Source organism: Vogesella alkaliphila, assembly GCF_014652475.1.
GTDB lineage: Bacteria > Pseudomonadota > Gammaproteobacteria > Burkholderiales > Chromobacteriaceae > Vogesella > Vogesella alkaliphila.
The window spans coordinates 95,255-119,441 of sequence record NZ_BMYW01000011.1; the positions used below are offsets into that span (position 1 = coordinate 95,255).

19 protein-coding genes are annotated in these 24,187 nt (G+C 67.6%); 9 read left to right on the forward strand and 10 right to left on the reverse strand.

Annotated elements, in window-relative coordinates; translation table 11 throughout:
• The first annotated feature begins 68 nt into the window (after positions 1-68).
• Genes IE100_RS14405 through IE100_RS14415 form a run of 3 tightly spaced genes read left to right on the forward strand, consistent with a single transcriptional unit; the run spans position 69 to position 4,549 of the window.
• On the forward strand, positions 69-2,714 hold the full coding sequence (locus tag IE100_RS14405; protein ID WP_189375050.1) for a DUF4118 domain-containing protein: 2,646 nt from the start codon (positions 69-71) through the stop codon (positions 2,712-2,714).
• Positions 2,714-3,397, forward strand: coding sequence for a two-component system response regulator KdpE (gene kdpE, locus IE100_RS14410; RefSeq protein WP_189375051.1), 684 nt, complete (start codon positions 2,714-2,716; stop codon positions 3,395-3,397). The genes IE100_RS14405 and kdpE overlap by 1 nt, the downstream gene beginning before the upstream one ends.
• Before the next feature lie 39 nt (positions 3,398-3,436).
• Positions 3,437-4,549, forward strand: coding sequence for a PQQ-dependent sugar dehydrogenase (locus IE100_RS14415; RefSeq protein ID WP_189375052.1), 1,113 nt, complete (start codon positions 3,437-3,439; stop codon positions 4,547-4,549).
• Positions 4,550-4,616: 67 nt separating this feature from the next.
• Here the strand turns inward: IE100_RS14415 and IE100_RS14420 are convergent, their stop codons facing one another.
• Positions 4,617-4,961, reverse strand: a complete 345-nt coding sequence (locus IE100_RS14420) for a TFIIB-type zinc ribbon-containing protein (protein WP_189375053.1) — start codon at positions 4,959-4,961, stop codon at positions 4,617-4,619.
• A gap of 304 nt (positions 4,962-5,265) precedes the next feature.
• Here IE100_RS14420 and IE100_RS14425 point away from each other — a divergent pair, with 304 nt between their 5' ends.
• Entirely contained in the window at positions 5,266-5,826 is a 561-nt protein-coding gene (locus IE100_RS14425) for a hypothetical protein (protein WP_229800398.1), read from the forward strand.
• A gap of 105 nt (positions 5,827-5,931) precedes the next feature.
• Here the strand turns inward: IE100_RS14425 and IE100_RS14430 are convergent, their stop codons facing one another.
• The 3 genes from IE100_RS14430 to norV all read right to left on the reverse strand — a co-directional run bounded on the left by IE100_RS14430 (position 5,932) and on the right by norV (position 9,430).
• Entirely contained in the window at positions 5,932-6,708 is a 777-nt protein-coding gene (locus tag IE100_RS14430) for a DUF5602 domain-containing protein (protein ID WP_189375054.1), read from the reverse strand.
• Positions 6,709-6,899: 191 nt separating this feature from the next.
• The gene (locus tag IE100_RS14435; RefSeq protein WP_189375055.1) at positions 6,900-8,015 is read right to left on the reverse strand and encodes an FAD-dependent oxidoreductase; all 1,116 of its coding nucleotides are present in this window, start codon (positions 8,013-8,015) and stop codon (positions 6,900-6,902) included.
• A gap of 23 nt (positions 8,016-8,038) precedes the next feature.
• The gene (gene norV / locus IE100_RS14440) at positions 8,039-9,430 is read right to left on the reverse strand and encodes an anaerobic nitric oxide reductase flavorubredoxin (protein ID WP_189375056.1); all 1,392 of its coding nucleotides are present in this window, start codon (positions 9,428-9,430) and stop codon (positions 8,039-8,041) included.
• Positions 9,431-9,693: 263 nt separating this feature from the next.
• Between norV and IE100_RS14445 the strand changes: the two genes are divergently transcribed.
• Complete coding sequence (locus tag IE100_RS14445; protein WP_189375057.1) at positions 9,694-10,146, forward strand: RrF2 family transcriptional regulator; 453 nt, start codon at positions 9,694-9,696, stop codon at positions 10,144-10,146.
• Positions 10,147-10,188: 42 nt separating this feature from the next.
• Here the strand turns inward: IE100_RS14445 and IE100_RS14450 are convergent, their stop codons facing one another.
• Complete coding sequence (locus IE100_RS14450) at positions 10,189-10,629, reverse strand: Lrp/AsnC family transcriptional regulator (protein ID WP_189375058.1); 441 nt, start codon at positions 10,627-10,629, stop codon at positions 10,189-10,191.
• A gap of 128 nt (positions 10,630-10,757) precedes the next feature.
• Between IE100_RS14450 and IE100_RS14455 the strand changes: the two genes are divergently transcribed.
• From IE100_RS14455 to IE100_RS14465, 3 genes are all read left to right on the forward strand, one after another.
• A complete protein-coding gene (locus IE100_RS14455; protein ID WP_189375059.1) occupies positions 10,758-11,654 on the forward strand; it encodes a DMT family transporter in 897 nt (298 codons plus the stop codon).
• Positions 11,655-11,769: 115 nt separating this feature from the next.
• Positions 11,770-12,990, forward strand: a complete 1,221-nt coding sequence (sbcD, locus tag IE100_RS14460; protein ID WP_189375060.1) for an exonuclease subunit SbcD — start codon at positions 11,770-11,772, stop codon at positions 12,988-12,990.
• Positions 12,987-16,409 carry an AAA family ATPase gene (locus tag IE100_RS14465; protein ID WP_189375061.1) on the forward strand — a complete coding sequence of 1,141 codons (3,423 nt, stop codon included), beginning with the start codon at positions 12,987-12,989 and terminating at the stop codon, positions 16,407-16,409. The genes sbcD and IE100_RS14465 overlap by 4 nt, the downstream gene beginning before the upstream one ends.
• 74 nt (positions 16,410-16,483) lie before the next feature.
• Here IE100_RS14465 and IE100_RS14470 read toward each other — a convergent pair whose 3' ends face one another.
• The 3 genes from IE100_RS14470 to IE100_RS14480 all read right to left on the reverse strand — a co-directional run bounded on the left by IE100_RS14470 (position 16,484) and on the right by IE100_RS14480 (position 20,957).
• The gene (locus IE100_RS14470) at positions 16,484-17,374 is read right to left on the reverse strand and encodes a transporter substrate-binding domain-containing protein (RefSeq protein WP_189375062.1); all 891 of its coding nucleotides are present in this window, start codon (positions 17,372-17,374) and stop codon (positions 16,484-16,486) included.
• A gap of 68 nt (positions 17,375-17,442) precedes the next feature.
• Positions 17,443-18,507, reverse strand: a complete 1,065-nt coding sequence (locus tag IE100_RS14475; RefSeq protein ID WP_189375063.1) for an RNA methyltransferase — start codon at positions 18,505-18,507, stop codon at positions 17,443-17,445.
• Positions 18,508-18,665: 158 nt separating this feature from the next.
• Positions 18,666-20,957, reverse strand: coding sequence for an NADP-dependent malic enzyme (locus IE100_RS14480; RefSeq protein WP_189375064.1), 2,292 nt, complete (start codon positions 20,955-20,957; stop codon positions 18,666-18,668).
• Positions 20,958-21,169: 212 nt separating this feature from the next.
• Between IE100_RS14480 and IE100_RS14485 the strand changes: the two genes are divergently transcribed.
• Positions 21,170-22,129, forward strand: coding sequence for a LysR substrate-binding domain-containing protein (locus IE100_RS14485; protein WP_189375065.1), 960 nt, complete (start codon positions 21,170-21,172; stop codon positions 22,127-22,129).
• A gap of 59 nt (positions 22,130-22,188) precedes the next feature.
• Here the strand turns inward: IE100_RS14485 and yghU are convergent, their stop codons facing one another.
• On the reverse strand, positions 22,189-23,073 hold the full coding sequence (gene yghU / locus IE100_RS14490) for a glutathione-dependent disulfide-bond oxidoreductase (RefSeq protein WP_189375066.1): 885 nt from the start codon (positions 23,071-23,073) through the stop codon (positions 22,189-22,191).
• A gap of 343 nt (positions 23,074-23,416) precedes the next feature.
• On the reverse strand, positions 23,417-24,187 hold a 771-nt coding region (locus tag IE100_RS14495), incomplete at its 5' end, for a hypothetical protein (RefSeq protein ID WP_229800399.1).

Sequence of the window (24,187 nt, forward strand, 5' to 3'; positions counted from 1 at the left end):
CACCCTATTGACAGGCACAAGGTTGGCCGCAATCGTTGCGGCCAACCTTGTGCCACGGTGGACAACGAATGATGGATGACGATTTGCGGCCCGATCCGGACGCGCTGCTGGCGGCACTGCCGGCGCCGCGCGGCAAGCTGAAGCTGTTCTTCGGCGCGGCGCCGGGCGTGGGCAAGACCTACGCGATGCTGGCCGAGGCGCAGGAGAAGCGCGCCGCCGGGCTGGACGTGGTGGTGGGCTGGGTCGATACCCACGGCCGTGCCGAAACCGAGGCGCTGCTGGCCGGGCTGGAGGTGCTGCCGCGCAAGCAGATCGCCTGGCGCGGCAAGCAGGTGCCGGAGTTCGACCTCGACGCGGTGCTGGCGCGGCGGCCGGCGCTGGTGGTGGTGGACGAGCTGCCGCACAGCAACGCGCCGGGCAGCCGCCACCCCAAGCGCTGGCAGGATGTCGACGAGCTGCTGGCCGCCGGCATCGACGTGTACAGCGCGATGAACGTGCAGCACCTGGACAGCCTCAACGACGTGGTCAGCGGCGTGACCGGCGTGGCGGTGGCCGAGACGGTGCCGGACCACGTGTTCGACCGCGCCAGCGAAGTGCGGCTGGTGGACCTGCCGCCGGACGACCTGCTGCTGCGCCTGGCCGCCGGCAAGGTCTACCTGCCGGAGGTGGCGGAACGTGCCGCCGGCCATTTTTTCCGCAAGGGCAACCTGATCGCGCTGCGCGAGCTGGCGCTGCGCCGGCTGGCCGACCGCGTGGACGGCCAGATGCGCGCGCAGCGCGAGGTGCAAAGCCGCGCGCCGGTGTGGGCGACCTCGCTGGGCGTGCTGCTGGTGCTGGGCCAGGGCGACGAGGACAGCGCGGTGCGCCAGGCGGCGCGGCTGGCGCGCGCGCTGTCGGCGCCGTGGCACGCGGTGTGGGTCGATCGCGGCCACGCCAGCGCGGCGGCGCGCAGTCGCGCGCTGGCGGCGCTGGCGCAGGCGGAGGAACAGGGCGCGCACACGCTGGTGCTGGCGGGGCCGGTGCCGGCCAGCCTGATCGCCGACTACGCGCGGCGGCACAACCTGTCGCTGCTGGCGCTCAGCCAGCGAGGCAACCGCGCGCGCGGGTTCTGGCGCGCCAGCCTGCAGCAGCAGCTGGCGCAACGCGCGCCGGAGCTGAACTGCCTGATCCTGGCCGCCGGCGAGCGCGCCAAGGCGGCCGCTGCCGGCTGGCGCTGGCCAGACGCCGGCGGCTGGTGGCAGAGCACGCTGGCCTGCCTCGCGCTCACCGCCGCCATGCTGCCGCTGCGCGGCGTGCTGGATGCGGCCAACCTGGTGATGCTCTACCTGCTGCTGGTGCTGCTGGCGGCGGTGCGCTACGGGCGCACGCCGGCAGCGTGGGCGGCGGTGCTGTCGGTGGCGCTGTTCGATTTCTTCTTTATCGAGCCGCACCTGTCGTTCGCGGTGTCGGACATCCAGTACCTGATCACCTTCGCCGTGATGCTGACCGTGGGGCTGGTCGCCGGCCAGCTGGTGGCCAGCCAGCGGCAGTCGGCGGCGCAGGCCGGCCGGCGCGAGGCGCACACCCGCTACCTGTACGAGATGGCGCGCGAGCTGGGCAGCGCGCTGATGCCGGAGCAGGTCGGCGAGATCACCGGCCGCTTCCTGCAGGCCAGCCTCAACGCGCAGATCAGCCTGTGGCTGCCGGACGCCGAGGAACAGCTGGAGGCGCTGCCGGACACGCCGCTGGCGGTGGACGCGGCGCTGGTGCGCTGGAGCTTCGACCACCAGCAGGCGGCCGGGCAGGGCACGCACACGCTGCCGGATGCGGCACAGCTGTACCTGCCGCTGCAGGCGCCGATGCGCACCCGCGGCGTGCTGGTGGTGGCAGTGCCGGATGCGCTGGCGCTGGCCGACCCGGACAACCGCCGCCTGTGCGAGGCGGTGGCGGCGCTGGCGGCGCAGACGCTGGAGCGGCTGCACTATATTGAAGTGGCGCAGCAGACGCTGCTGTCGATGGAATCGGAACGGCTGCGCCACTCGCTGTTGGCGGCACTGTCGCACGACCTGCGCACGCCGCTGACCGCGCTGTCCGGCAACGCCGAGACCCTGCTCCTGGCCCTGCAGCGCGAGGGGCGCGCCGAGCAGGAGCAGGCGGCGCTGCTGCTCGCGCAGTCGCAGCGCATCACGCGGCTGGTGACCAATCTGCTGGAAATGGCGCGGCTGCAGGCCGGCGGCGTCACCCTGCACCAGGACTGGCTGCCGGCGGACGAGGTGATCGGCAGTGCCATCGCGGCACTGGGCGGCGTGCTGGACACGCACCCGCTGCAGCTGGACATCGATCCGGCCTGCCCGATGCTGTACGGCGACGCCATCCTGCTGGAGCGGCTGCTGGTCAACCTGCTGGAGAACGCGGCCAAGTACAGCCCGCCCGGCAGCCCCATCTGCGTCAGCGCCGCCGCCGAGGACGGGCGCATCCTGCTGCGCGTCGCCGATCGCGGCCCCGGCCTGCCGCCGGGCGATCCTGCACGGCTGTTCGACGCCTTCAGCCGCGGCGAGCGCGAGTCGGCGATCAGCGGCGTCGGGCTGGGGCTGGCGATTTGCCGTACCATTGCCGATGTCCACGGCGCGCGCCTGAGCGCGGCCAACCGCCACGACGGCGGTGCCTGTTTCACCCTGTCCCTGCCGCAGCTACCGCCGCCGGCACTGGATTTTGACCCGGAGAACCTGCCCTGATGCACGCCCTGACGGCACTGATCATCGAGGACGAAGCCGCCATCCGCCGCTTCGTCAGAAGCGCGCTGGAAGACGAGGGCTACCGCGTGTTCGAGGCCGACACCGTGGCGCGCGGCCTGATCGAGGCCGGCACCCGCAAGCCGGATGTGCTGGTGCTGGACCTCGGCCTGCCCGATGGCGACGGCGTCAGCCTGCTGCTGGACCTGCGCAGCTGGAGCAAGGTGCCGGTGATCGTACTGTCGGCGCGCGTGGACGAGGTCGACAAGATCGCGGCGCTGGACGCCGGCGCCGACGACTACCTGACCAAGCCGTTCGGCGTTGGCGAGCTGCTGGCGCGGGTGCGCGCGCTGCAGCGGCGGCGCAGCGGCGGCGAGGGCAACGGCAGCCTGGTGCGCCTGGGCGAGGCGGTGACGGTGGACCTGGCCAACCGCAGCGTCAGCCGCGGCGGCGAGCCGGTGCACCTGACGCAGCTGGAATACCGGCTGCTGGCCACGCTGCTCGCGCATCGCGGCAAGGTGCTGACCCACCGCCAGCTGCTGCAGGAGGTGTGGGGCCCGGGCTACGTGGAACACAGCCACTATCTGCGGATCTATATGGCCCACCTGCGGCAAAAGCTGGAGGCCGATCCGGCGCAGCCGCGTTTTTTGCGCACTGAAACCGGCGTCGGCTACCGCCTGCTCTAACCGGCCGCCGCGGCGCGGCCTCAACGAAGGGAGACAGACATGGGCAAGCAACTGCGATGGCCGGCGTGGCCGCTTCTGCTGCTGGCGCTCGCCAGCCCGGCGCAGGCCGCGCCGCGGGTGGAGGTGGTCGCGAGCGGACTGGAACACCCGTGGGCGGTGGCCTTCATCGATGGCGGGCGCATGCTGGTCACCGAGCGCGCCGGCCGCCTGCGGCTGGTGAGCGCCAACGGCCAGTTGGGCAAGCCGCTGGCCGGGCTGCCGCGCATCGACGCCGGCGGGCAGGGCGGCCTGCTGGACCTGGTCACCGACCGCGACTTCGCGCGCAACCGCACACTGTACTTCTGCTACGCCGAGCCGGCCGCCAGCGGCTACGGCAACTCCACCGCGCTGGCCCGCGCCCGGCTGGCGGACGACGCCAGCCGCCTGGAGCAGGTGAAGGTGCTGTTCAGCCAGCAGCCGAAATTCAGCAGCCGCGCCCACTTCGGCTGCCGCATCGTCGAGGCCGCCGACGGCACGCTGTTCCTGACGCTGGGCGACCGCTTCCAGCGCATGGCCGACGCGCAGACGCTGGACAACCACCACGGCAAGGTGGTGCGCGTGCGCAAGGATGGCGGCATCCCGCCGGACAACCCCTTCGTCGGCCGCGCCGGCGCGCGTCCGGAAATCTGGAGTCTCGGTCACCGCAATGTGCAGGGCGCCGCGCTGGGGCCGGACGGCCGGCTGTGGACGCACGAGCACGGACCGCAGGGCGGCGACGAGCTGAACCGCCCCGAGGCCGGCAGGAACTACGGCTGGCCGGTGATCACCTACGGCGAGAACTATGGCGGCGGCCCGGTCGGCGCCGGCCTCACCCGCAAGGCGGGGATGGAGCAGCCGCTGTGGCAGTGGACGCCGTCGATCGCACCATCCGGCATGGCCTTCGTGCGCGGCACGCGCTACGGCAAGGCGTGGCAGGGCAGCCTGCTGCTCGGCTCGCTGAAGTTCCGCCACCTGCTGCGCCTGGAGCTGGACGGCACGCGCGTCGTGCGCGAGGAAAAGCTGCTCACCGGCCTGGGCCAGCGCGTGCGTGACGTGCGCGAGGGCCCGGACGGCTTCATCTACCTGCTGACCGACGAGGACGACGGCCAGCTGCTGCGGCTGCTGCCGGGCTGAGTCAGCCACTCAAAACAAGGCGGCCAACCTGCAAAGGTTGGCCGCAATCGTTTTCCGCATCCGTAGTTTAATCGAACAGGTCTTCCCAGAAGCTCTTCTTGCGCTTGTAGTGGCGGTTGTCGCCGTACTTGTCGTGCTGCGAATAAGGCTGTTGCTGCTGTGGGTAAGGCTGCTGTGGGTAAGGCTGCTGTGGGTAAGGCTGCTGTTGCGGCGGCTGGCGCGGCGGGTAGCCGGGCTGCGCTGCCTGCGGCGCGGCATCGGCGGCGGCCATGTGACCCAGCGAGTGCTGGATGATCTTGTCCAGCTCGCCGCGATCCAGCCACACCCCGCGGCACTGCGGACAGTAGTCGATCTCTATCCCCTGGCGCTCGCTCATCACCAGCGTCGTATCCTTGCAAACCGGGCACTGCATGACGGTTCTCCTTGTCGATGGCACCGGCCACCACGGTGGTGCCGGTGTGTCACAGACCGCGGCCGGACGGCCATGGTTCCGCTGCGGCCAACGTTGGCCGCAGCGCGGGTGGGGGCGGTTGCGCTTGCCCGGCCGTCTCCTACACTTAGGGCACACCGGCCGTGCTGTCGCGCCCGTGTTTGCCCGCGCCGGCTGTCTGCGGGTGATGGCGGCGGCACGCCATGTTGTTTCCACCCGCCAGGTGTCATCCGCAGACGTTGCGGCAGCCGGGTCGGCACCCGTTGCATTGCAAGAAGGAGTGATCATGTCGATACCGACCTTGACACACCGCTGTCTGAGCATCGCCGTGGCGCTCGCCGTCATCGGCCAGCTGCCGGTGGCCGTCGCCGCCAGCGATGCGCAAATGATCAAGAGCGCGATGAGCGCCGCCCCGAAAAAGGTCAGCGCCAAGGCGACCGTCGTCGCGATGGAGGCCGACGGCAAGATGCGCACCCTGCGCCAGGGCAGTAACGGCTTTACCTGCATGCCGGACAACCCGGCCACCCCGGGGCCGGACCCGATGTGCATGGACAAGGCGGCGATGGCGTGGGCGATGGCCTGGATAGGCCACAGCACACCGGTCGTCGGCCAGATCGGTTTCATGTACATGCTGTCGGGCGGCACCGACGCCAGCAATACCGACCCGTACGCGGCGAAGCCGGAGGCCGGCAACCACTGGCTCAAGACCGGGCCGCACGTGATGATCGTCGGTGCGGAGCAGGACTTCTACGACATGTATCCCAAGGATGCGATGCCGGACACCGCCGTGCCGTACGTGATGTGGCCGGGCACGCCCTACCAGCACCTGATGATTCCGGTGAAATAGGCGCCCTGGCGGTGTCGTGAACGATGGCCGCAGCCGCGTTGTCGGCGCTGCGGCCATCAGCGCTTCAGGCCGGGCAAGCCGTCAGCTGGCGGACAGGCAAGCGGCTCACTGCAGCGCCTCCAGCATGACTTCGTAGTCCTTGCTGGCGGGACGGTAGTTCACGCTGTAGCCGGCCGGGTAGCTGCCTGCCTTGCTGTAGATGGCCGGGCGGGGCACCGGCGCGGAAAACGCCGGTTTCGACAGCAGGAAGGACAGCGATACCATCGGCTCGATGAAGGTCTGCACCTTGTTGTAGTAGCCGTAGATCAGCGTGGCGGTGAACGGCTGCTGCTGGAATTCCGCGGCCTGGGTGTTGATGGCGTGCACACCCATCATGGGGACGGCCGTGCCCGGCGGCACCACGTAACCGGCGGGCAGCAGCTCGGCCGGCGGCTGCTGGCTCGCCTCGCCCGATTCGGCGTCGCTGCCGAAGCGCACCCGTTTCGTTTCCGCCCGTTTCACCAGATAGAAGTGGAAGTCGAAGTGCGGCACGTCGTAGACCTTGGGCGGCGGGTGGCCGGCCGCCTCCCAGTTGATGACCACGTGGTCGACCACCGTGCGTGGCCCTGTGGCCGGCATGCGCAGCAGGTAGGCCGGCGCCATGGTGGCGGCCGGCAGCCCGGCGAGCGCCTGCTCGCTGAACACGATGCCGACGGCGACCGCCTTGCCGGCGGCGTCGGTGCGCACCTCGGTGTGCGCCCGGCCCTGGCCGAAGGGCACCGGTTTGCCGCGATAGGTGGCGGACAGGTCGCCGGCGCTGGCCAGCAGCGGGCTGGCGGCCAGCGCCACGACGGCCAGCCAGACCAGCGGTGCCGGCCTGGCGGATGCTTGCAGTGTCTTCATATTGCGTGCCTCTTGCGGGTGGGGAGTGGAAGGCGGAGCGTGGCACCAGAAGCGGGTGTGCTTGCATCTTAGTGAATGGGTCTGCTTTTGCCAGTGCCGGTTGGCCGCCGCGTGCGGGGCCGTTGCGGCCAACCTTCTGCCGTCTGGCCGCGGGAGAGGGGGCCGGCGCTTTGCCGGCCGCTCGGGGAGGCTCAGCCGGCCAGGCCGGGCAGCAGACTGAAGCCGTTGCGGCTGCCGGTGGTCACGTAGCCGACCAGCTTGCTGTCGCGATGGGCGAGCGCGGTGAGGCCGTCGTCACCCTCGCTGATCTGCCAGTCCAGCGCCGGCCCGTGGGTGACGCCTGCCAGCTGGATCGGGTAGTGCGGTGTTTTCACCGCCACCGGCAGCGGGCCGAAGCGCACCGGTTCCGGCTTGCCGGCCAGGGTGCTGGCCAGCGCCCGCGCCGACAGCGTGATCGGCTGCAGGTAGGGCAGGATCTGGCCTTCGATCTCGGCGCAGTCGCCCAGCGCGTAGACATTGGGCTGCGAGGTGCGCAGGTAGCGGTCGACGCTGATGCCGCGTCCGGTCGTCAGCCCGCCGGCCAGCTCCAGCCGCGGCTTCAGCCCCGCCGCGCAGACCACGGCGTCCACGTTAAGGGTTTCGCCATTGCTGAGCTTCACGTGGTAGCCCGTCGCCGCGCGGTCGACGCGGTCCACCGCAGTGCCGAAACGCAGCGTTACCTGTTTCATGGCACGGTGCAGGCGCTGGCTGACCACCTCCGGCACCAGCCGTTCCAGCAGCCGACTGCCGATGTCCACCAGCGTCACCCGCTTGTGGCGGGCGATGTCGTGGGCGATCTCGGTGCCGATCAGGCCGCCGCCGATGACCAGCACGCGCTCGCTGCGCGCAAGCTGCGCGACATAGCGGCGGTACTGCTCCAGGTTGTTCAGGGTCAGGATGTCCTGCGTCGCGTCGCCGCGGATGGCCGGCACGAAGGGCTCGGCCCCCACCGCCAGCACCAGGTCGCCGTAGGGGATCTGCGCCGCGCCGGCGTGGACCAGCCTGGCGTCGAAGTCGATCGCGGTGACGAGGGTGTTGGGCCGCACCATGATTTTCAGCTCGGCGGCGACGGCGGTGGCGTGCTGCTGCACCAGCTGCTCGGCCGCCATTTGCCGGCCGAAGCCGTGGCTCAGCTGCGGCTTGGGATACTGCTCGCCGCCGTCCTGGGTCAGGATGATGACGGGGGTGGCGGCGTCGAGCTGGCGGAACGCCCGGGCCAGGGTGTAGCCGGCGTGGCCGCTGCCGATGATGACGAGGGGTTTTTTCATCAGGAATCTCCGGGGTCGGTCGTTTAGGCGGGAACGAAGTCGCTCTTGCCCATGAAGCACACCGGGCACAGGAAGCTTTCCGCGACATCCGGCCAGGCGGTGCCGGCGGCCACGCCTTGCGAGGCCTCGCCCTGTTCCGGGTCGTAGGCCCACGAGCAGGTCTTGCAGCGCATCTTGCCGCTGCCACAGCTGCCGGTATCGCCCGCCGCCAGCGGCTCGCGTCGGCCCAGCTGCTCGATGAAGGCTTCGCCAAAGCGCACCGCCTGGGACAGCGCGTCGTCGGTCGGCCGCCATTCCGCGGCGATGCCCTGATTGAGTACGCGGAAGCCGGCGTCGTCCAGGCGCTTGGCGATGCGTTCCACCGCGCCGCCGCTCCAGCCGTGGGTGCCGAACGCCGCCGCCGCCTTGTTCCTGAAGCGCAGGCCGGTCATCTCCTCGAGCAGGGCGGCGACGTGCGGCAGCATCACGTTGTTGACGGTCGGGCTGCCGACCAGGATGGCCCTGGACTTGAACACGTGGGTGAGCACGTCGTTCTTGTCGCTGTTGGACAGGTTGAACAGCTTGATCACGACCTCCTGGTCTGCCTTGCGGATGCCCTCGGCAATCGCCTCCGCCATCATGCGGGTGCCGTTCCACATGGTGTCGTAGACCAGGGTGATCTGGTTTTCCTGGTAGTCGTCCGCCCATTTCAGGTACTGCTCGACGATCTGGGTCGGCTTGTCGCGCCAGATGATGCCGTGGCTGGTGGCGATCATGTCGATCGGCAGGTTCAGCGCCAGCACTTCGTGGATCTTCTGGGTTACCAGCGGGCTGAACGGGGTCAGGATGTTGGCGTAATACTTGATGCACTCCTCGTGCAGCTCGACCGGGTCGCACTGGTCGTTGAACATCTGCGCGCTGGCGTAGTGCTGGCCGAAGGCGTCGTTGCTGAACAGCACGGCGTCGCCGGTCATGTAGGTGGCCATGCTGTCCGGCCAGTGCAGCATCGGCATCTCGACGAATACCAGCTGCTTGCCGTTGCCGAGGTCGAGGCTGTCGCCGGTCTTGACGATCTTGAAGTTCCAGTCCTGGTGGTAGTGGCCGCGCAGCGACTTGGCGCCGTTGGCGGTGCAGTAGATCGGGGTGTCCGGGATGCGCGCCATCAGCGCCGGCAGGGCGCCGCTGTGGTCGATCTCGCCGTGGTTGGCGATGATGTAGTCGATGGCACCGAGGTCGACTTCTTTCGCCAGGTTGGCGACGAACTCTTCGGCGTACGGCGCCCAGACGGTGTCGATCAGCGCGATCTTTTCTTCCTTGATCAGGTAGCTGTTGTAGCTGGAGCCGCGGTGGGTGCTGTACTCGCTGCCGTGAAACTCGCGCAGCTCCCAGTCCTGTTTGCCGACCCAGTGGATATTGTTCTTGACGGTGAAAGCCATGGTGGTGCTCCTTGCGGGGGTATAAGATTCGTCTGAGATGAATCTTATACCCGATAACATTCATGGAAAATGAATGTTATCGAGCAAAGCGCATTCGCTTGAGGCGCATCAAGAATGCGCGTTTCCGGCCGGCTTTTGCCGCAACGGCAGCCCGGCGCGACGCAAACCGCCGCAACCGGGCACCGGCCGGCAGGGTAGAATGGCGGCCCGAGTCCGGGTGCATAAGCCGCCGGATTGAACAACATTATGGAATGGTCCCGACCGTGCGATTGACCGCCTTTACCGACTACTGCCTGCGGGTAATGATGTACAGCGCGCTAGCGGGCGAGCGCCTGGTGACCATCGGCGAGATCGCCCACGCCTACGACATCTCCGCCAGCCACCTGACCAAGGTGGTGCACTTTCTGGGACAGCAGGGCTATCTCACGACGGTGCGCGGCAAGGGTGGTGGTATGCGGCTGACGCACGCGCCGCAGCAGGTCAACCTCGGCCAGCTGGTGCGGGCGGCGGAGGCCGACAACGTGCTGGTCGAGTGTTTCGACGCGCAGCACTCGCACTGCCGCATCGCCGCGTGCTGCCGCCTGTACCGCGTGCTGCATGCGGCGCAGGAGGCCTTCTACGGCGAGCTGTCACAGCACACCCTGGCCGACCTGCTGGTCCAGCCGGCGGGCCTTGGGCGCGCGCTCGGCATCGAGATCCATCCCGTCTCCGGCTGAGCGGCACGGCCTGCGGCCAACCTAGCCCGGCCGCTTTTCCTGTTACGGCAATAGCGGCGGCAGCCGGCGCAGTACCGGGCTGGCCTTGACGATGCTGGTGGCGGTGGTGGCCAGCTCGGCAAAGCCGTCCAGGATCTCGTCCAGCTGGCCGATGTCGCGCAGCAGCAGGCGCGCGATGTAGCAGTCTTCGCCGGTGACCTTGTCACACTCGGTGAACTGCGGCGTGGCAACGATGCGCGCCTCCAGCGCCTTGAGCTGCCCCGGCAGCGGGCGCAGCCGCACGATGGCCTGCAGGGTGTAGCCCCACTGTTGCCAGTCCAGCTCCGGGGTGTAGCCGCGAATGGCCCCTTGCTCCTCCAGCCGCTTCAGCCGCTCCGACACGCTGGGGCCGGACATCTTCAGCTGCCGCGCCAGCTCGGCGATGCTCTGCCGCGCGTCCTGTTGCAGCAGCCCCACCAGCTGCACGTCGATCCAGTCTTTCATTGCAGGCAATCCTGTCGATTTGGCGATATTTACAAGGTAGCAAGCCGATTCTGCCTTGCAAAGTCCATTCAACCGGCTGCGCGAGCTGCGTATGCTGTTGCACACTAGCCTGCAAGGAGAGCTTGATCATGACACAACAGAATTTACGCACCGGCGTGCTGCAGATGCTGGCCGCGATGGCGCTGTCCGGCACCATCGGCTGGTTCGTGCTGCAATCGGGGCAGCCGGTATGGAACGTGGTCTTCGTGCGCTGCGTGCTGGGCGCGCTGGGGCTGGGCCTGTACGCCTGGTGGCGCGGGCTGTGGCAGACGTGGCCGTTTACCCGTGCCAGCCTGCTGTGGTGCATCGCCGGCGGCGTGGCGCTGGTGGGCAACTGGCTGCTGCTGTTCAACGCCTATCACTACAGCTCGATCGGCGTCGCCACCGTGGTGTACCACACCCAGCCGTTCTGGCTGCTGTTGCTGGGCCGGCTGCTGCTGGGCGAGGCGCTGACCGCGCGCAAGTTGGCCGCGGTGGCGGTGGCATTTGCCGGCATGCTGCTGATCGTGCAGCCGGGGCAGGGCGCCGGCGACGAGTTGCTGGGCATCCTGCTGGCGCTGGGCGCCGCCATGCTGTACGCGGTGGTGACGCTGATCAGCAAGCAGCTGCCCAAGACGCTGGCGCCCAGCCACATCGCCAGCGTGCAGACGCTGACCGGCGTGCTGCTGCTGTGGCCGCTGCTGGACCACGCCAGCCTGTGGGTGGCGGGCAGCCACTGGGGGTATCTGGCCACGCTGGGGCTGGTGCACACCACGCTGATGTACATCATCATGTACGCCGCCTTCCGCCAGCTGCCCACCCACTGGATCGGGCTGCTGGGTTTCAGCTACCCGGTGGTGGCGCTGCTGGTGGATTACCTGGCCTACGGCCGGCTGCTGGATGGCTGGCAGCTAGTGGGCGTGCTGCTGATTGTTGCGGCCAACGTTTGGGGGCTGCAGCGGGTGCCGGCGGTGGCCGCCCCGCAAGCGGCAAAGGCCGGTGCCTGAGCGCGGGCTAATCACGTCACAGTGTGGCGGCAGGCGGGCAATCCGTCCGCCGCCATGCTGCCGGCACGGCGGGCTTGCTACAATCGGCCCCATTGCCAACGCCCCCGTATCCCCCATGCGCATTCTTCATACCTCCGACTGGCATCTCGGCCAGCACTTCATGGGCAAGACCCGCCAGGCAGAGCACCAGGCCTTCATCGACTGGCTGCTGCAGCAAGTGCGCGAGCACGCCGTCGACGCCGTCATCGTCGCCGGCGACCTGTTCGATACCGGCGCGCCGCCCAGTTACGCGCGCGAGCTGTACAACCGGCTGGTGGTGGACCTGCACGGCAGCGGCACCGCGCTCGTGCTGCTGGGGGGCAACCACGACTCGGTGGCCACGCTGGGCGAGAGCCGGCCGCTGCTGTCCTGCCTGGGTACCACCGTCATCCCTGCGGTGGAGGCCGATCTCGAACAGCAGGTGCTGGTGTTGCCGCAGCGCGACGGCACGCCCGGCGCCATCGTCTGCGCGATCCCGTTCATCCGCCCGCGCGACGTGATGCAAAGCCAGGCCGGGCAGAGCGCCGAGGAAAAGCAGCTGACGTTGCAGGAGGCCATCCACCGGCACTACCAGGCGCTGTACCGGCTGGCCTGCGCCAAACGCGACGCGCTGCACCTGCCGCTGCCCATCATCGCTACCGGCCACCTCACCACCGTCGGCGCCAGCGCCAGCGAGTCGGTGCGCGAAATCTACGTCGGCGCGCTGGAGGCGTTTCCGACCAGCGCCTTTCCGCCGGCCGACTACATCGCGCTGGGTCACATCCACCGCCCGCAGCAGGTGGGCGGGCTGGAACACATCCGTTACAGCGGCTCGCCGATTCCGCTCAGCTTCGACGAGGCCGGCCAGCAGAAGCAGGTGCTGCAGGTTGACGTCGACGCCATCGGCCTGCTGGGGGTGACGCCGCTGCCGGTGCCGCGCTTCCAGCAGCTGGTGTCGGTGAAGGGGGATCTGGCTACGTTGGCCGCAGCCATTAGCGAGGCCGCCACGCTGGGCACGGCCGAGCAGCCGGTGTGGCTGGAGGTGCTGGTGCAGGGCGACGACTACCTGTCCGATCTGCAGGCGCGTATCCAGGGCATCACCGCCGAGCTGCCGGTAGAGGTGCTGCGCATCCGCCGCGAGCGCGGCAATGCCGCCGCCACGCTGCAGGCTGCGGCGCGCGAGACGCTGGACGAGCTGACGCCGTTCGACGTGTTCAACAAGCGACTGCAGCAGGAAACGCTGGACGAAACGTTGGCCGCACAGCTGCAGGCGCGCTACCGCGACATCGTCGCCAGCCTGCAGGAGGACGAGGCATGAAGATCCTGACCCTGCGCCTGAAGAACCTCAACTCGCTGCAAGGCGAGTGGAAGATCGACTTCACCCAGCCGCCGTTTCGCGACAATGGCCTGTTTGCCATCACCGGCCCCACCGGCGCCGGCAAATCCACGTTGCTGGACGCCATCTGTCTGGCGCTGTACCACGAAACGCCGCGGCTGAAGACCATCTCCGCCAGCAGCAACGAGATCATGAGCCGCCACACTGCCGATTGTCTGGCCGAGGTGGAGTTCGAGGTGAAAGGGCAGCTGTACCGTGCGTTCTGGAGCCAGCGCCGCGCGCGCGACAAGGCCGACGGCCAGTTGCAGGCGCCCAAGGTGGAACTGGCCGATGCGACCGGCACCATCCTCACCACTCACATCAACGACAAGCTCAAACGCATCGAAGCCATTACCGGGCTGGATTTCGCGCGCTTTACCAAGTCGATGCTGCTGGCACAGGGCGGTTTTGCCGCCTTCCTCAATGCCAGCGCCAACGAGCGCGCCGAACTGCTGGAAGAACTGACCGGTAGCGATATCTATGGCCAGATTTCGCAGCGCGTGTTCGAGCGCGCACGCGACGCCAAACAGGCGCTGGACCAACTCAAGGCCCGTGCCGACGGTGTGGAGCTGCTGCCGGAAGAGCAGCGGCAGACGATGCAAGCGCAGCTGGCGGACTTCGAGCACCAGCTGGCGGCGCTGCAGGCCGAGCGGGCGCACAGCCAGCAGCTGCGGCAGTGGCGCCATGAGCTGACCCAGGCCGAGCAGGCGGAACAGACCGCCGCGGCCAGCGAGCAGGCAGCGCAGCAGGCTATCGAGCAGGCGCAGCCAGACTTGCAGCGCCTGCAGCACAGCGCGCCGGCCGAGGCGCTGCGCCCGCTGCAGCAGGCGTGGCAGCAGGCGGCTGAGCGGTTGCAGCACACCCGCCATACCACCGCGCAGGTCGAGCAGCAGTGGCAGCTTGCTCACCAGCAATCCATCGCCGCGCACTGGCAGGCCCAGCGCATTGCCACCGGCCTGGCCGCCGGCGAGCAACAGCAGTGGCAGCAGCTGCAGACGGCGCAGCAGCAGTTGCAACTCTGGCTGGCGCAGCACCAGCACTTTGCCGGGCTGGGCGAGCAGCTCAGCGGCTGGCACGCCGGCTACCAGCAGATCTGCCAGCTGCAGGCTACGCAGCGGCAGCAGCAGGCGCAGGTCGCCAGCCACACCGAGGCGTTGGCCGTGCTTGCCAGCCGGCTGGCGCAGCAACAGCAGCAGCTGCAGCAGGCTCAGGACGGGCAGCAACAGGCCGTGGCCGCCAGCACAGAAGCCGCCGCCGCGCTGACGGCGCTGTTGCAAGGCCAATCGCTGCCGGCACTGCGGACGGCATGGCTGCAATGCCAGGAAGCGCTGCAGCGCTGGCGACAGCTGCAGCAGCACGCCGCGCAGCTGCGGCAGCAATCGGCACAGCAAACGCAGCTGGAACAGGCGCTGGCCGACAGCGACACCCAGTTGGCCGCACAACACGCCGCCTTGGCTACGCTACGCCACGACTACAAGCAGCTGAAAGAGCAGGTGGCCGACAAGCGCATGCTGCTGGCACAGGAGCAGCGTATCCAGAGCCTGGACGCGCACCGCGCCGCGCTGCAGCCGGGCGAAGCCTGCCCGCTGTGCGGCTCGCTGCAGCACCCGGCGATACAGGCGTATCAGGCGCTGGATGTCTCTGCCACCGCGCTGGCCTTGCAGCAGAAGGAAGCCGCGCTGCAACAGCTGGAGGACAACGGCAATCTGGCCAAGAACCGGCTGGCGGCGCTGACGGCCACGCGCGAACAACAGCAGCAGACGCTGCACACGCTGCGCGAGGCATGCCAGCAAGCCGTGGCCGACTGGCAGCAGCTGGCGCACGGCCTGCCGCTGGACGGCAACGACTGGCAGCAGCCGGCTGTGCTGCAACAGCAGCTGGCCGCGGCCGAGGATCAGGAAGCCAGCCTGAAACAGACCCTGCAGCAGGCCGAAGCCGCCGAGCAAACGTTGGCCGCTGCGCAGAAGCAGGAAGCCGCGCAGGCGGCACAGCTGCAGCAGGTCAGTCAGCAGGGCGCGCTGTTGCAGCAGGAACAGGCGCATCTGCAACAGGCTGGCGCCGAGCTGCAACGCCAACTGACCGCCAGCGGACAAGCTGTCACCCAGGCCGAACAGGCGCTGGCGGCCGCTATCGCCAGTGCCAGCTTCGCTGTTGCCGGTGAAATGGCGCACTGGCTGGCTGCCCGTCAGCAAGACTGGCAGCACTGGCAGGCGCAACAGCAGGCACTGCAGCAGCAACAGACCCGGCTGCTGCAACAGCAGGCGCGCAGCGAACAGGCCGCCAGTACCGCGCAGCTGTGGCAAGCGCGCTGGCAGGCGCTGGCGGTTGCGCACGAGCCGGCGGACGAAGACGTGGCGATCAATGCGCAAGCGCTGGCGCATTGCGCCGCGCAGGTGGAAGCGCTGGCGCAGCAGCTTGCCAGCCTGCAAGGGCAGCAGGTGCAGCTGGCGGCCGATCTGCAGGCACAACAGCAGCAGCATGCGGCTGCGGAGCAGGCATGGTTGGCCGCACTGGCCACCAGCCCGTTTGCCGATCTGGCCGCCTTCCAGCAGGCGCTGTTGCCGACGGAGGAACGCCAGCAGCTGCAGGCGCAGCAGCAACAGCTGGAGCAGGCGCTGCAACGCAACCAGGCGGTGCGGCAGACCGCGGCGGCGGCACGGCAGGCGCTGCAGCAGCAAGCCCTCAGCCCGCTGTCGCTGGCCGAGCTGGACGCGGCGCTGGCGGCGCTGGACGCGCAGCGCCAGGCGCTGTCCGGCCAGCAGGGCGCCTTGCAGGCACTGCTGCACGACGACGCGCAGCGCCGCGACAAGCAGCAGGCGCTGTTCTTGCAGATCGAACAGCAGGGCGCCGATGCCGACATCTGGCAGCGGCTCAACAGCCTGATCGGCTCGAAAGAGGGCGACAAGTACCGCAAGTTCGCGCAGGGGCTGACGCTGGACCACCTGATGCACCTGGCCAACCGCCACCTGGCGCGGCTGCATGGCCGCTACCTGCTGCAGCGCAAGGCCGGCGGCGAGCTGGAGCTGGCGATCGTCGACACCTGGCAGGGCGACGTGGCGCGCGATACCCGCACCCTGTCCGGCGGCGAGAGCTTCCTGGTCAGCCTGGCGCTGGCCCTGGCGCTGTCCGACCTGGTGAGCCACAAGACCTCCATCGACTCGCTGTTCCTCGACGAAGGCTTCGGCACGCTGGACGGTGACACGCTGGAAGTGGCGCTGGACGCGCTGGACAGCATCAACGCCAGCGGCAAGTCCATCGGCGTGATCAGCCACGTGGCCGGCATGCAGCAGCGCATCGCGGTGCAGATCGCCATCCGCAAGGCCAGCGGGCTGGGCGCGTCGCGCATCGAGATTTGCGGCTGAGCCGCCGCGCATGGGAAACCGCCTGCCGGTGAGGGCGGGCGGTTTTTTGTCGGGAGTGTCCGCCGCGAGTGCGGCTAGTTAAGCGGCAGCTTGCCGGGCGCGGGGCCGGGCGCGGGCAGCGGCCGATACCACCACGGCGAATCGGCCGGCAGCAGCTTGGTCGCGTCGATCAGCGGGTTGGGCAGCTCGATCACGCGCCGATCCTGCAGCCGGGCCCGCTGCAGGATCGGGTCGAAGTGGGCGTGGAACAGGCGGTCGAAACTGCCGTCGGCCTGGGCGCGCAGCAGGCCGTGCCAGATGTGCCTGGCGAGGTAGGGTTTGCGCGGCGTGACGAAAAAGTACTCGGCGGCCGGGTAGCGCAGCACGACAAAACGCTCGACGGTCAGGCCCAGTCCGGGGCGGGCGTCCACCTCGGCCCAGGCCTCGGTGACGCCGCGCGGGAAGTAGTCGAAACGCCTGGCCGCCAGCATCCGGAACAGCGATTCGTAGTGGTCGGTACCCATTACCGGCAGGCCGCTTTCCCGCAGGATGCGGGTGTCCGGCCAGTCGTGCTCCTGGCCGGCGGTAAAATAGCGCAAGTCCTGCAGCGTCTGCACCCTGGCAAACTGTTCGGCCTTGTCCTGCCGCACGATGGCAATGCGCCAGCCCAGCAAACCCTTGTCCACGGGGAAACGCACCGGCAGCAGCATGGTCTCGCGCTGGCGCGTGGTCATGGTCCACAGCACGTCGATGTCGCCGCCAGACCCCATCGCCCGCGCGATCGAGCGCCCTTGCAGCATCTGCGGCAACACGGGTGCCAGCACATAATCGTGACCGCTTTTGTCCAGCGCCAGTTGCAGCGCGGCGCGGAAGAAGGCCTTGTTGACGTCCGGATAGTCGGGGAAGCGCACCGTTTCCGCTGCCGGGATGGTGGCGGCCCAACAAGCGGCCAGTATCAGTAGCGCCCAGTGGGCAAGCTTGTGCATGACGAAGTATCCCGCTGCGAGTCTGCTTCATCATATGGCGACAGCAACCATGCCGCCAAGCGGGTTGCTCAGCCGGCCTGCTGCTCCGGCCCGCTGCGCTGGCGGCGCAGCAGGCGGCTGTGGTCGATGACGCCGGCGGCACGGGCGCGCAGTTGGCCGCAGCCGCCGTCGATGTCCTGGCCGGCGGAATCGCGCACCTTGGTCAGCACACCGTTATCGTGCAGATAGCGCTTGAATTGCTCGATGCGCGCGGCGGACGGGCGCTGGTAGTGGTCGCCGTCCACGCTGTTGTACGGGATGATATTCAGCACGCCGTACTTGCCGCGCAGCAGCTGCACCGCGGCGTCCATTTCCTGCTGCGTGTCGTTGATGCCGGCCAGCAGCGTCCACTGGTACTGGATCGGGTAGCCGGTGCGGCGCGCGTAGTCCTCGCCCAGTGCCACCAGCTCGACCGGATCAAAGCGCGGCGCACGCGGCAGCAGTTGCGCGCGCAGCGCGGCGTCGGTGCTGTGCAGCGATAGCGCCAGCGCCGGCTTCACCTGCTGCTGCGGCAGGCGCTCGAACACGCGCGCGTCGCCGACGGTGGAAAACACCAGGTTCTTGTGGCCGATATTGCCGTCGGTGCCCAGCAGCTGGATGGCGTCCAGCACGTTGTCGAGATTGTGCGCCGGCTCTCCCATGCCCATGAACACCACCTTCTTCACCGGGCGCAGGCGTCGCGCCAGCGCCACCTGCGCGACGATCTCGGCGCTGCCCAGCTGGCGCAGCAGGCCGCTTTTGCCGGTCATGCAGAAGGTACAGCCCACCGCGCAGCCCACCTGGCTGGACACGCACAGCCCATCGCGCGGCAGCAGCACGCTTTCCACCATCTGGCCGTCATTCAGCGCCACTAGCAGCCGCAGCGAACCGTCCGCAGCCGGGTGCTGCGATTCGATGCGCGCCAGCGCGTCCAGCTGCGCCACCAGTGGCGGCAGGCCGTTGCGCACCGCCAGCGGGAAGTAGTGCTCGCCCTTTTGGTGACGGGTGCCGGCGTCCAGCGGCTGGCCTTTCAGCCACGCACGGTTGATGCGGCCGATATGGCAGGGACGGGCGCCGAGATCGGCAAGGGCTTGGTGAAAATCCGGAATACGCATGGCAAAAAGGCTGGCTGGATCGCAAGGCGCACAGGGTACAGCAAGCGGACGGGCGACGGAACGGCGTTGCGGCCAACGTTGGCCGCAGCGGGCCGGGCCACACGCAAAACGGCTGCCCCCGTGTCGGGAGCAGCCGTTGTGGTGGCGCGAGGCGTGGCTCAGCCCGGCTGGCGGTTGGCTTCCATCACCGTCAGCGCCGCCATGTTGATGATGCGGCGCACGGTGGCGCTGGAGGTCAGGATGTTGACCGGCGCGTTGGCGCCCAGCAGGAAGGGGCCGACCGCCACATTGCTGCCGGCTGCGGTTTTCAGCAGGTTGTAGGCGATGTTGCCGGCGTCCACGTTGGGGCAGACCAGCAGGTTGGCCGCGCCCTTGAGCGTGGACATCGGCAGGATCTTCAGGCGCAGCGCCTCGTCCAGCGCGCAGTCGCCGTGCATCTCGCCGTCGATCTCCAGCTCCGGCGCCAGCTGGCGTACGCGCCGCAGCGCCTCGCGCATCTTGCTGCCGGAGGCCGAGCTGCCGGAGCCGAAGTTGGAGCGCGACAGCAGCGCCACTTTCGGCACCAGGTGCAGCAGCGACATTTCCTCGGCGGCGGCGACGGTGAATTCGGCGATCTGCTCGGCGCTCGGGTTGTCGTTGACGTGGGTGTCCACCAGCGCCACGGTCTGCTTGTCCAGCAGCAGGATGTTCATCGCGGCGTAGGTGGCGGCGCCCGGCTTCTTGCCGATCACCTGGTCGATGTAGTGCAGGTGGTCGTTGTAGCCGCCCACCGTGCCGCAGATCATGCCGTCGGCGTCGCCGAGCCTGACCATCATGGCGCCGATCAGGGTCAGCCGGCGGCGCATTTCCACGCGCGCCATTTCCTTGGTGATGCCGTCGCGGCACATCAGCTCCCAGTAGCTGGTCCAGTACTGGTGGAAGCGTTCGTCGTATTCCGGGTTGGTGACTTCCACGTCCTCGCCCAAGCGCAGGCGCAGGCCGAACTTCTCGATGCGCGCCAGCAGCACCTCCGGACGGCCGACCAGAATCGGCCGCGCCAGTTTTTCATCGACGATCACCTGCACCGCGCGCAGCACGCGCTCGTCCTCGCCCTCGGTAAACACGATGCGGGTCTTGCCGCCCTCGCGCACCTGTTTCTTGGCGGCGGCGAACAGCGGTTTCATGAAGCTGCCGGAGTGGTACACGAACTGCTGCAGCTGCTCGGTATAGGCGTCCAGATTGGCCACCGGGCGGGTGGCGACGCCGCTGTCCATCGCCGCCTTGGCCACCGCCGGGGCGATGCGCACGATCAGGCGCGGGTCGAAGGGCTTCGGAATCAGGTACTGCGGGCCGAAGGCCAGGTCGTAGCTGCCGTAGGCGGCGGCCACCACCTCGTTCTGCTCTTCTTCGGCGAGGCCGGCGATGGCGTACACCGCCGCTACTTCCATCTCGCGGTTGATGGTGGTGGCACCGACATCCAGCGCGCCGCGGAAGATGTAGGGGAAGCACAGCACGTTGTTGACCTGGTTCGGGTAGTCGGAGCGGCCGGTGGCCATCACCACGTCGTCGCGCACCGCGTGCGCCTCTTCCGGCAGGATTTCCGGCGCCGGGTTGGCCAGCGCCAGGATCAGCGGCCGTGCCGCCATCGCCGCCACCATGTCCGGCTTCAGCACGCCGCCGGCCGACAGGCCGAGGAACACGTCGGCGCCGCGGATGACCTCGGCCAGGGTGCGGGCGTCGGTCGGCTGCGCGAAGCGTTCCTTGGTCGGGTCCATCAGCGTCTGGCGGCCACGGTAGACCACGCCTTCGATGTCGGTGACCCAGATGTTTTCCAGCGGCAGGCCGAGGTGCACCATCAGGTCGAGGCAGGTCAGCGCGGCGGCGCCGGCGCCGGAGGTCACCACCTTCACCTCGCGGATGTCCTTGCCCACCACCTTCAGGCCGTTGATGAAGGCGGCGGCGACGGTGATGGCGGTGCCGTGCTGGTCGTCGTGGAATACCGGGATCTTCATGCGTTCGCGCAGCTTGCGCTCCACCTCGAAGCACTCCGGCGCCTTGATGTCTTCCAGGTTGATGCCGCCGAAGGTCGGCTCCAGCCCGGCGATGATCTCCACCAGCTTGTCGGGGTCGGTCTCGTTGATCTCGATGTCGAACACGTCCACGCCGGCGAACTTCTTGAACAGCACCGCCTTGCCTTCCATCACCGGCTTGGAGGCCAGCGCGCCGATATTGCCCAGCCCCAGCACCGCGGTGCCGTTGGTGATCACGCCCACCAGATTGGAGCGCGCGGTAAAGCGGCTGGCGTTGAGCGGATCGGCCACGATTTCCTCGCAGGCGGCGGCCACGCCCGGGGTGTAGGCCAGCGCCAGGTCGCGCTGCGTCACCAGCGGCTTGCTGGCGCTGACGGCGATTTTGCCGGGGGTCGGGAATTCGTGGTAATCCAGCGCTGCTTGACGATCGGTGCTGTTCATTATCTGTACCTTGTTCCGGGGTGCCGGCGGCATGGCGCCGGCACCGCATCAAAATCATGCCGCCCGCTGCGGGCAGCCACCTGAAATGCGGGTCGGGTGGCGGGCAATTCGCCGCGACGCACCTGACTTGCGAGCAGTCTAGCGCCGTAACATAAGCAGATTATTTTGAATTACTATGCAGCCATAACCTTTACCTTATGAAGTGAGCTGCCATGCCGGCCAACGCCTCCGCCGAACTGCTGCGCAGACTGAGTTCGCGCCTGAAAATGCGTCACCTGATCCTGCTGCTGCAAATCCGCCAGCACGGCTCGCTGACGCGCGTGGCCGAGCAGATGGCCAGCAGCCAGCCCGCGATCACCAACGCGCTGGCCGAGCTGGAAAGCCTGTTCGGCGGCACCCTGTTCGACCGCTCGGCGCGCGGCATGGCGCCGACGGCGCTGGGCAAGCTGGTGCTGGCGCGGGCCGAGGCGATGATCCACGACCTCGGCCACCTGGTGCAGGACATGGAAACCGCCGCCGCCGGCCACGTGGCGCACCTGCACATCGGCGTGATTCCCTTCGTGCCCGGCCGGCTGCTGTCGGCCGCCATCCAGCACACGCTGCCGCAGGACGGCGGGCGGCTGACCGTCACCATCCACGAGGGCACCAGCGACCAGCTGCTGCCGCAATTGCGCGACCACACGCTGGATCTGGTGATCGGGCGCGCGTCGTCGGCGGTGGACGTGCAGGACGTGGCGTTCGAGGTGCTGTACCGGCAGCAGGCGCGCATGATCGCCAGCCGCCGCCTGGCGGCGCAGCTGGGGCGCAGCAAGCTGGACTGGCGCGCGCTGGTGGGGCTGGACTGGATACTGGGCGCGCCGCACACGCCGATGCGCGAGCAGGTGGCCGACCTGTTCCTGGCCGCCGGCATCGCGCCGCCGTCGCCGGTGGTGGAGAGCTACTCGTCCAAGCTGATCGGCGAGATGATCGTCGGCAACGAGCGCGCGGTGTCCATCGTGCCGGCCGACATCGCCGAAGAACTGGTGCGCACCGCCGGCGTCGCCATCGTGCCGTACTCGTTCGAGTGGACGCTGCCGCCGATCGCGCTGTTCACCCGCACCGGCAGCCCGCCGCGCCCGATCGAGCAGCAGTTTGCCGCCGCGCTACGCCAGCAGTGCCAGGGCGGCCAGTAGATTGAGGAGGGGGGCTTGCGGCCAACGTTGGCCGCAAGCGTAGGGGGACTAGGCTGCGATCAGGCCGGCGTGGCCGCTTGCGCCTGCAGCTTGTCCTGGGTGCAGGTGTCGAAATCGCTGGCGGCGTGGCGCTCGTGCAGCTGTTCCGATAGCTCGCCGCGCAGGCGGTTCACCATGCGCCCGCGCTGCACCGCCGGCCGCGCCGCCATCTCGTTCGCCCAGCGCTGCACGTGCGGGTACTCCTGCACCTGCAGGAACTCCGCCGCGCCGTACAGGTTGCCGCGCACCAGCTCGCCATACCACGGCCACACCGCGATATCGGCGATGCTGTACTCGTCGCCCGCCAGCCAGCGATTGTCCGCCAGCCGCCGGTTCAGCACGTCCAGCTGCCGCTTGGCTTCCATTGCGAAGCGGTTGATCGCGTACTCGAACTTCTCCGGCGCGTAGACGTAGAAATGGCCGAAACCGCCGCCCAGGAACGGCGCGCTGCCCATCTGCCAGAACAGCCACGACAGGCACTCGGTGCGCGTCGCCAGATCCTGCGGCAACAGCGCGCCGAACTTCTCCGCCAGGTACAGCAGGATGGCGCCGGATTCGAACACCCGCTGCGGCTGTGCACCGCTGCGATCCTGCAGCACCGGGATTTTCGAATTCGGGTTCAGCGCGACAAAGCCGCTGCCGAACTGCTCGCCCTCGTGGATGCGGATCAGCCACGCATCGTACTCGGCACCGCGATGGCCCAGCGCCAGCAGCTCCTCCAGCATGATGGTCACCTTCACGCCATTGGGCGTGGCCAGCGAATACAGCTGCAGCGGATGCTCGCCCACCGGCAAGGCCTGCTCGTGGGTCGGCCCGGCGATCGGGCGGTTGATGTTGGCAAACTGGCCGCCATTGGCCTGATCCCATGTCCAGACGCGGGGCGGGGTGTAGCGCGATTCGCTCATGAGCAGAAGTCCTGTCGGTGTGCCGCTAAGGGCAAGAGGAAAAGGCAGCCGCCATGGCCGCCACATGCGAATGAGATGGGGCTGGGTGGCGGCAATTAAAGACGATGTCAGCGGCGTGATACAGAACAGTGTGTGCAGGAGGAGGGCGCTTGCGGCCAACGTTGGGTGTGTCCGGCAACGTAGAGCACGTCACCCCCAGCCCGCGAATCCTTGATTCGCGTGACAGGGGGCGAGGTGCCGAAGGCGGTGGCGGGGTGGTGCAGATGGGGCGAGATATTGCTGCAAAAAAGTGCGGCACCCGGCGAGCCGGGTGACAGCATCATACGGCCTTAAGGCTAATTCTTTATAAACACTGTAGCTTCATTAGCTGATTGGCTATCAGTTCAGCTCTTCTTTGGAAAAAATCTATAGGGTCTGGAGATGGTTCGTTTAATTTTTTGAACAGATCTTCATTTATTATTGCTAATTCAAAATAATCTGCGCATGCGTCCCAGGTGATGCCAAGGTTTTCAATTGCAGTTTTTGGTGATTTTGATTTCCAGTGTTCGCCGTTGCTTTTTGCAGAAAGTGGAACAAGGTTGGCAATTGAATTTGTGTACTTATCTAGACCAGGAAAACTTGAAGAGTTATCCTTGCACCAAGCTTTAGGGAATATGTGATGCATGTCTACTTTTTTCTCGCGATCTTCAGAAAATCTATCTAGCTTGTTTCCTGTTACTAGATCAAATTTTGTCTGAGAGTGCAAATATAGATTGATTGCTTGTTTCTGTGCTCCTCTTATGTCATCTTCGAGTAGAGTTGCTTTTATTTGTTCTGCAGATCTGACGGGGTGCGTGTTGCTGAATATCTCATCTAGTGCAGAGTGAGCTTTTTCTGACCAAATGGTGCTTCCTGAGTATTTGTTAAGGTTGACTAGCACTTCGTGAATTCGTTTTAAATCATCAGATAGTTTTGTCAGAAAGCCCTGATCGTAACGTGAGGATAAAGCATTCCTCCAGAAAAATGCCGAATAGAATTTGTTTAAATCGGAGGTTGTATATTTCGCTTCATTGAGGCTTTGTTGCACAAATCGGGGCAAGTGCCCGCCCGGTAGAATGACGGCATGAGCAAGCCC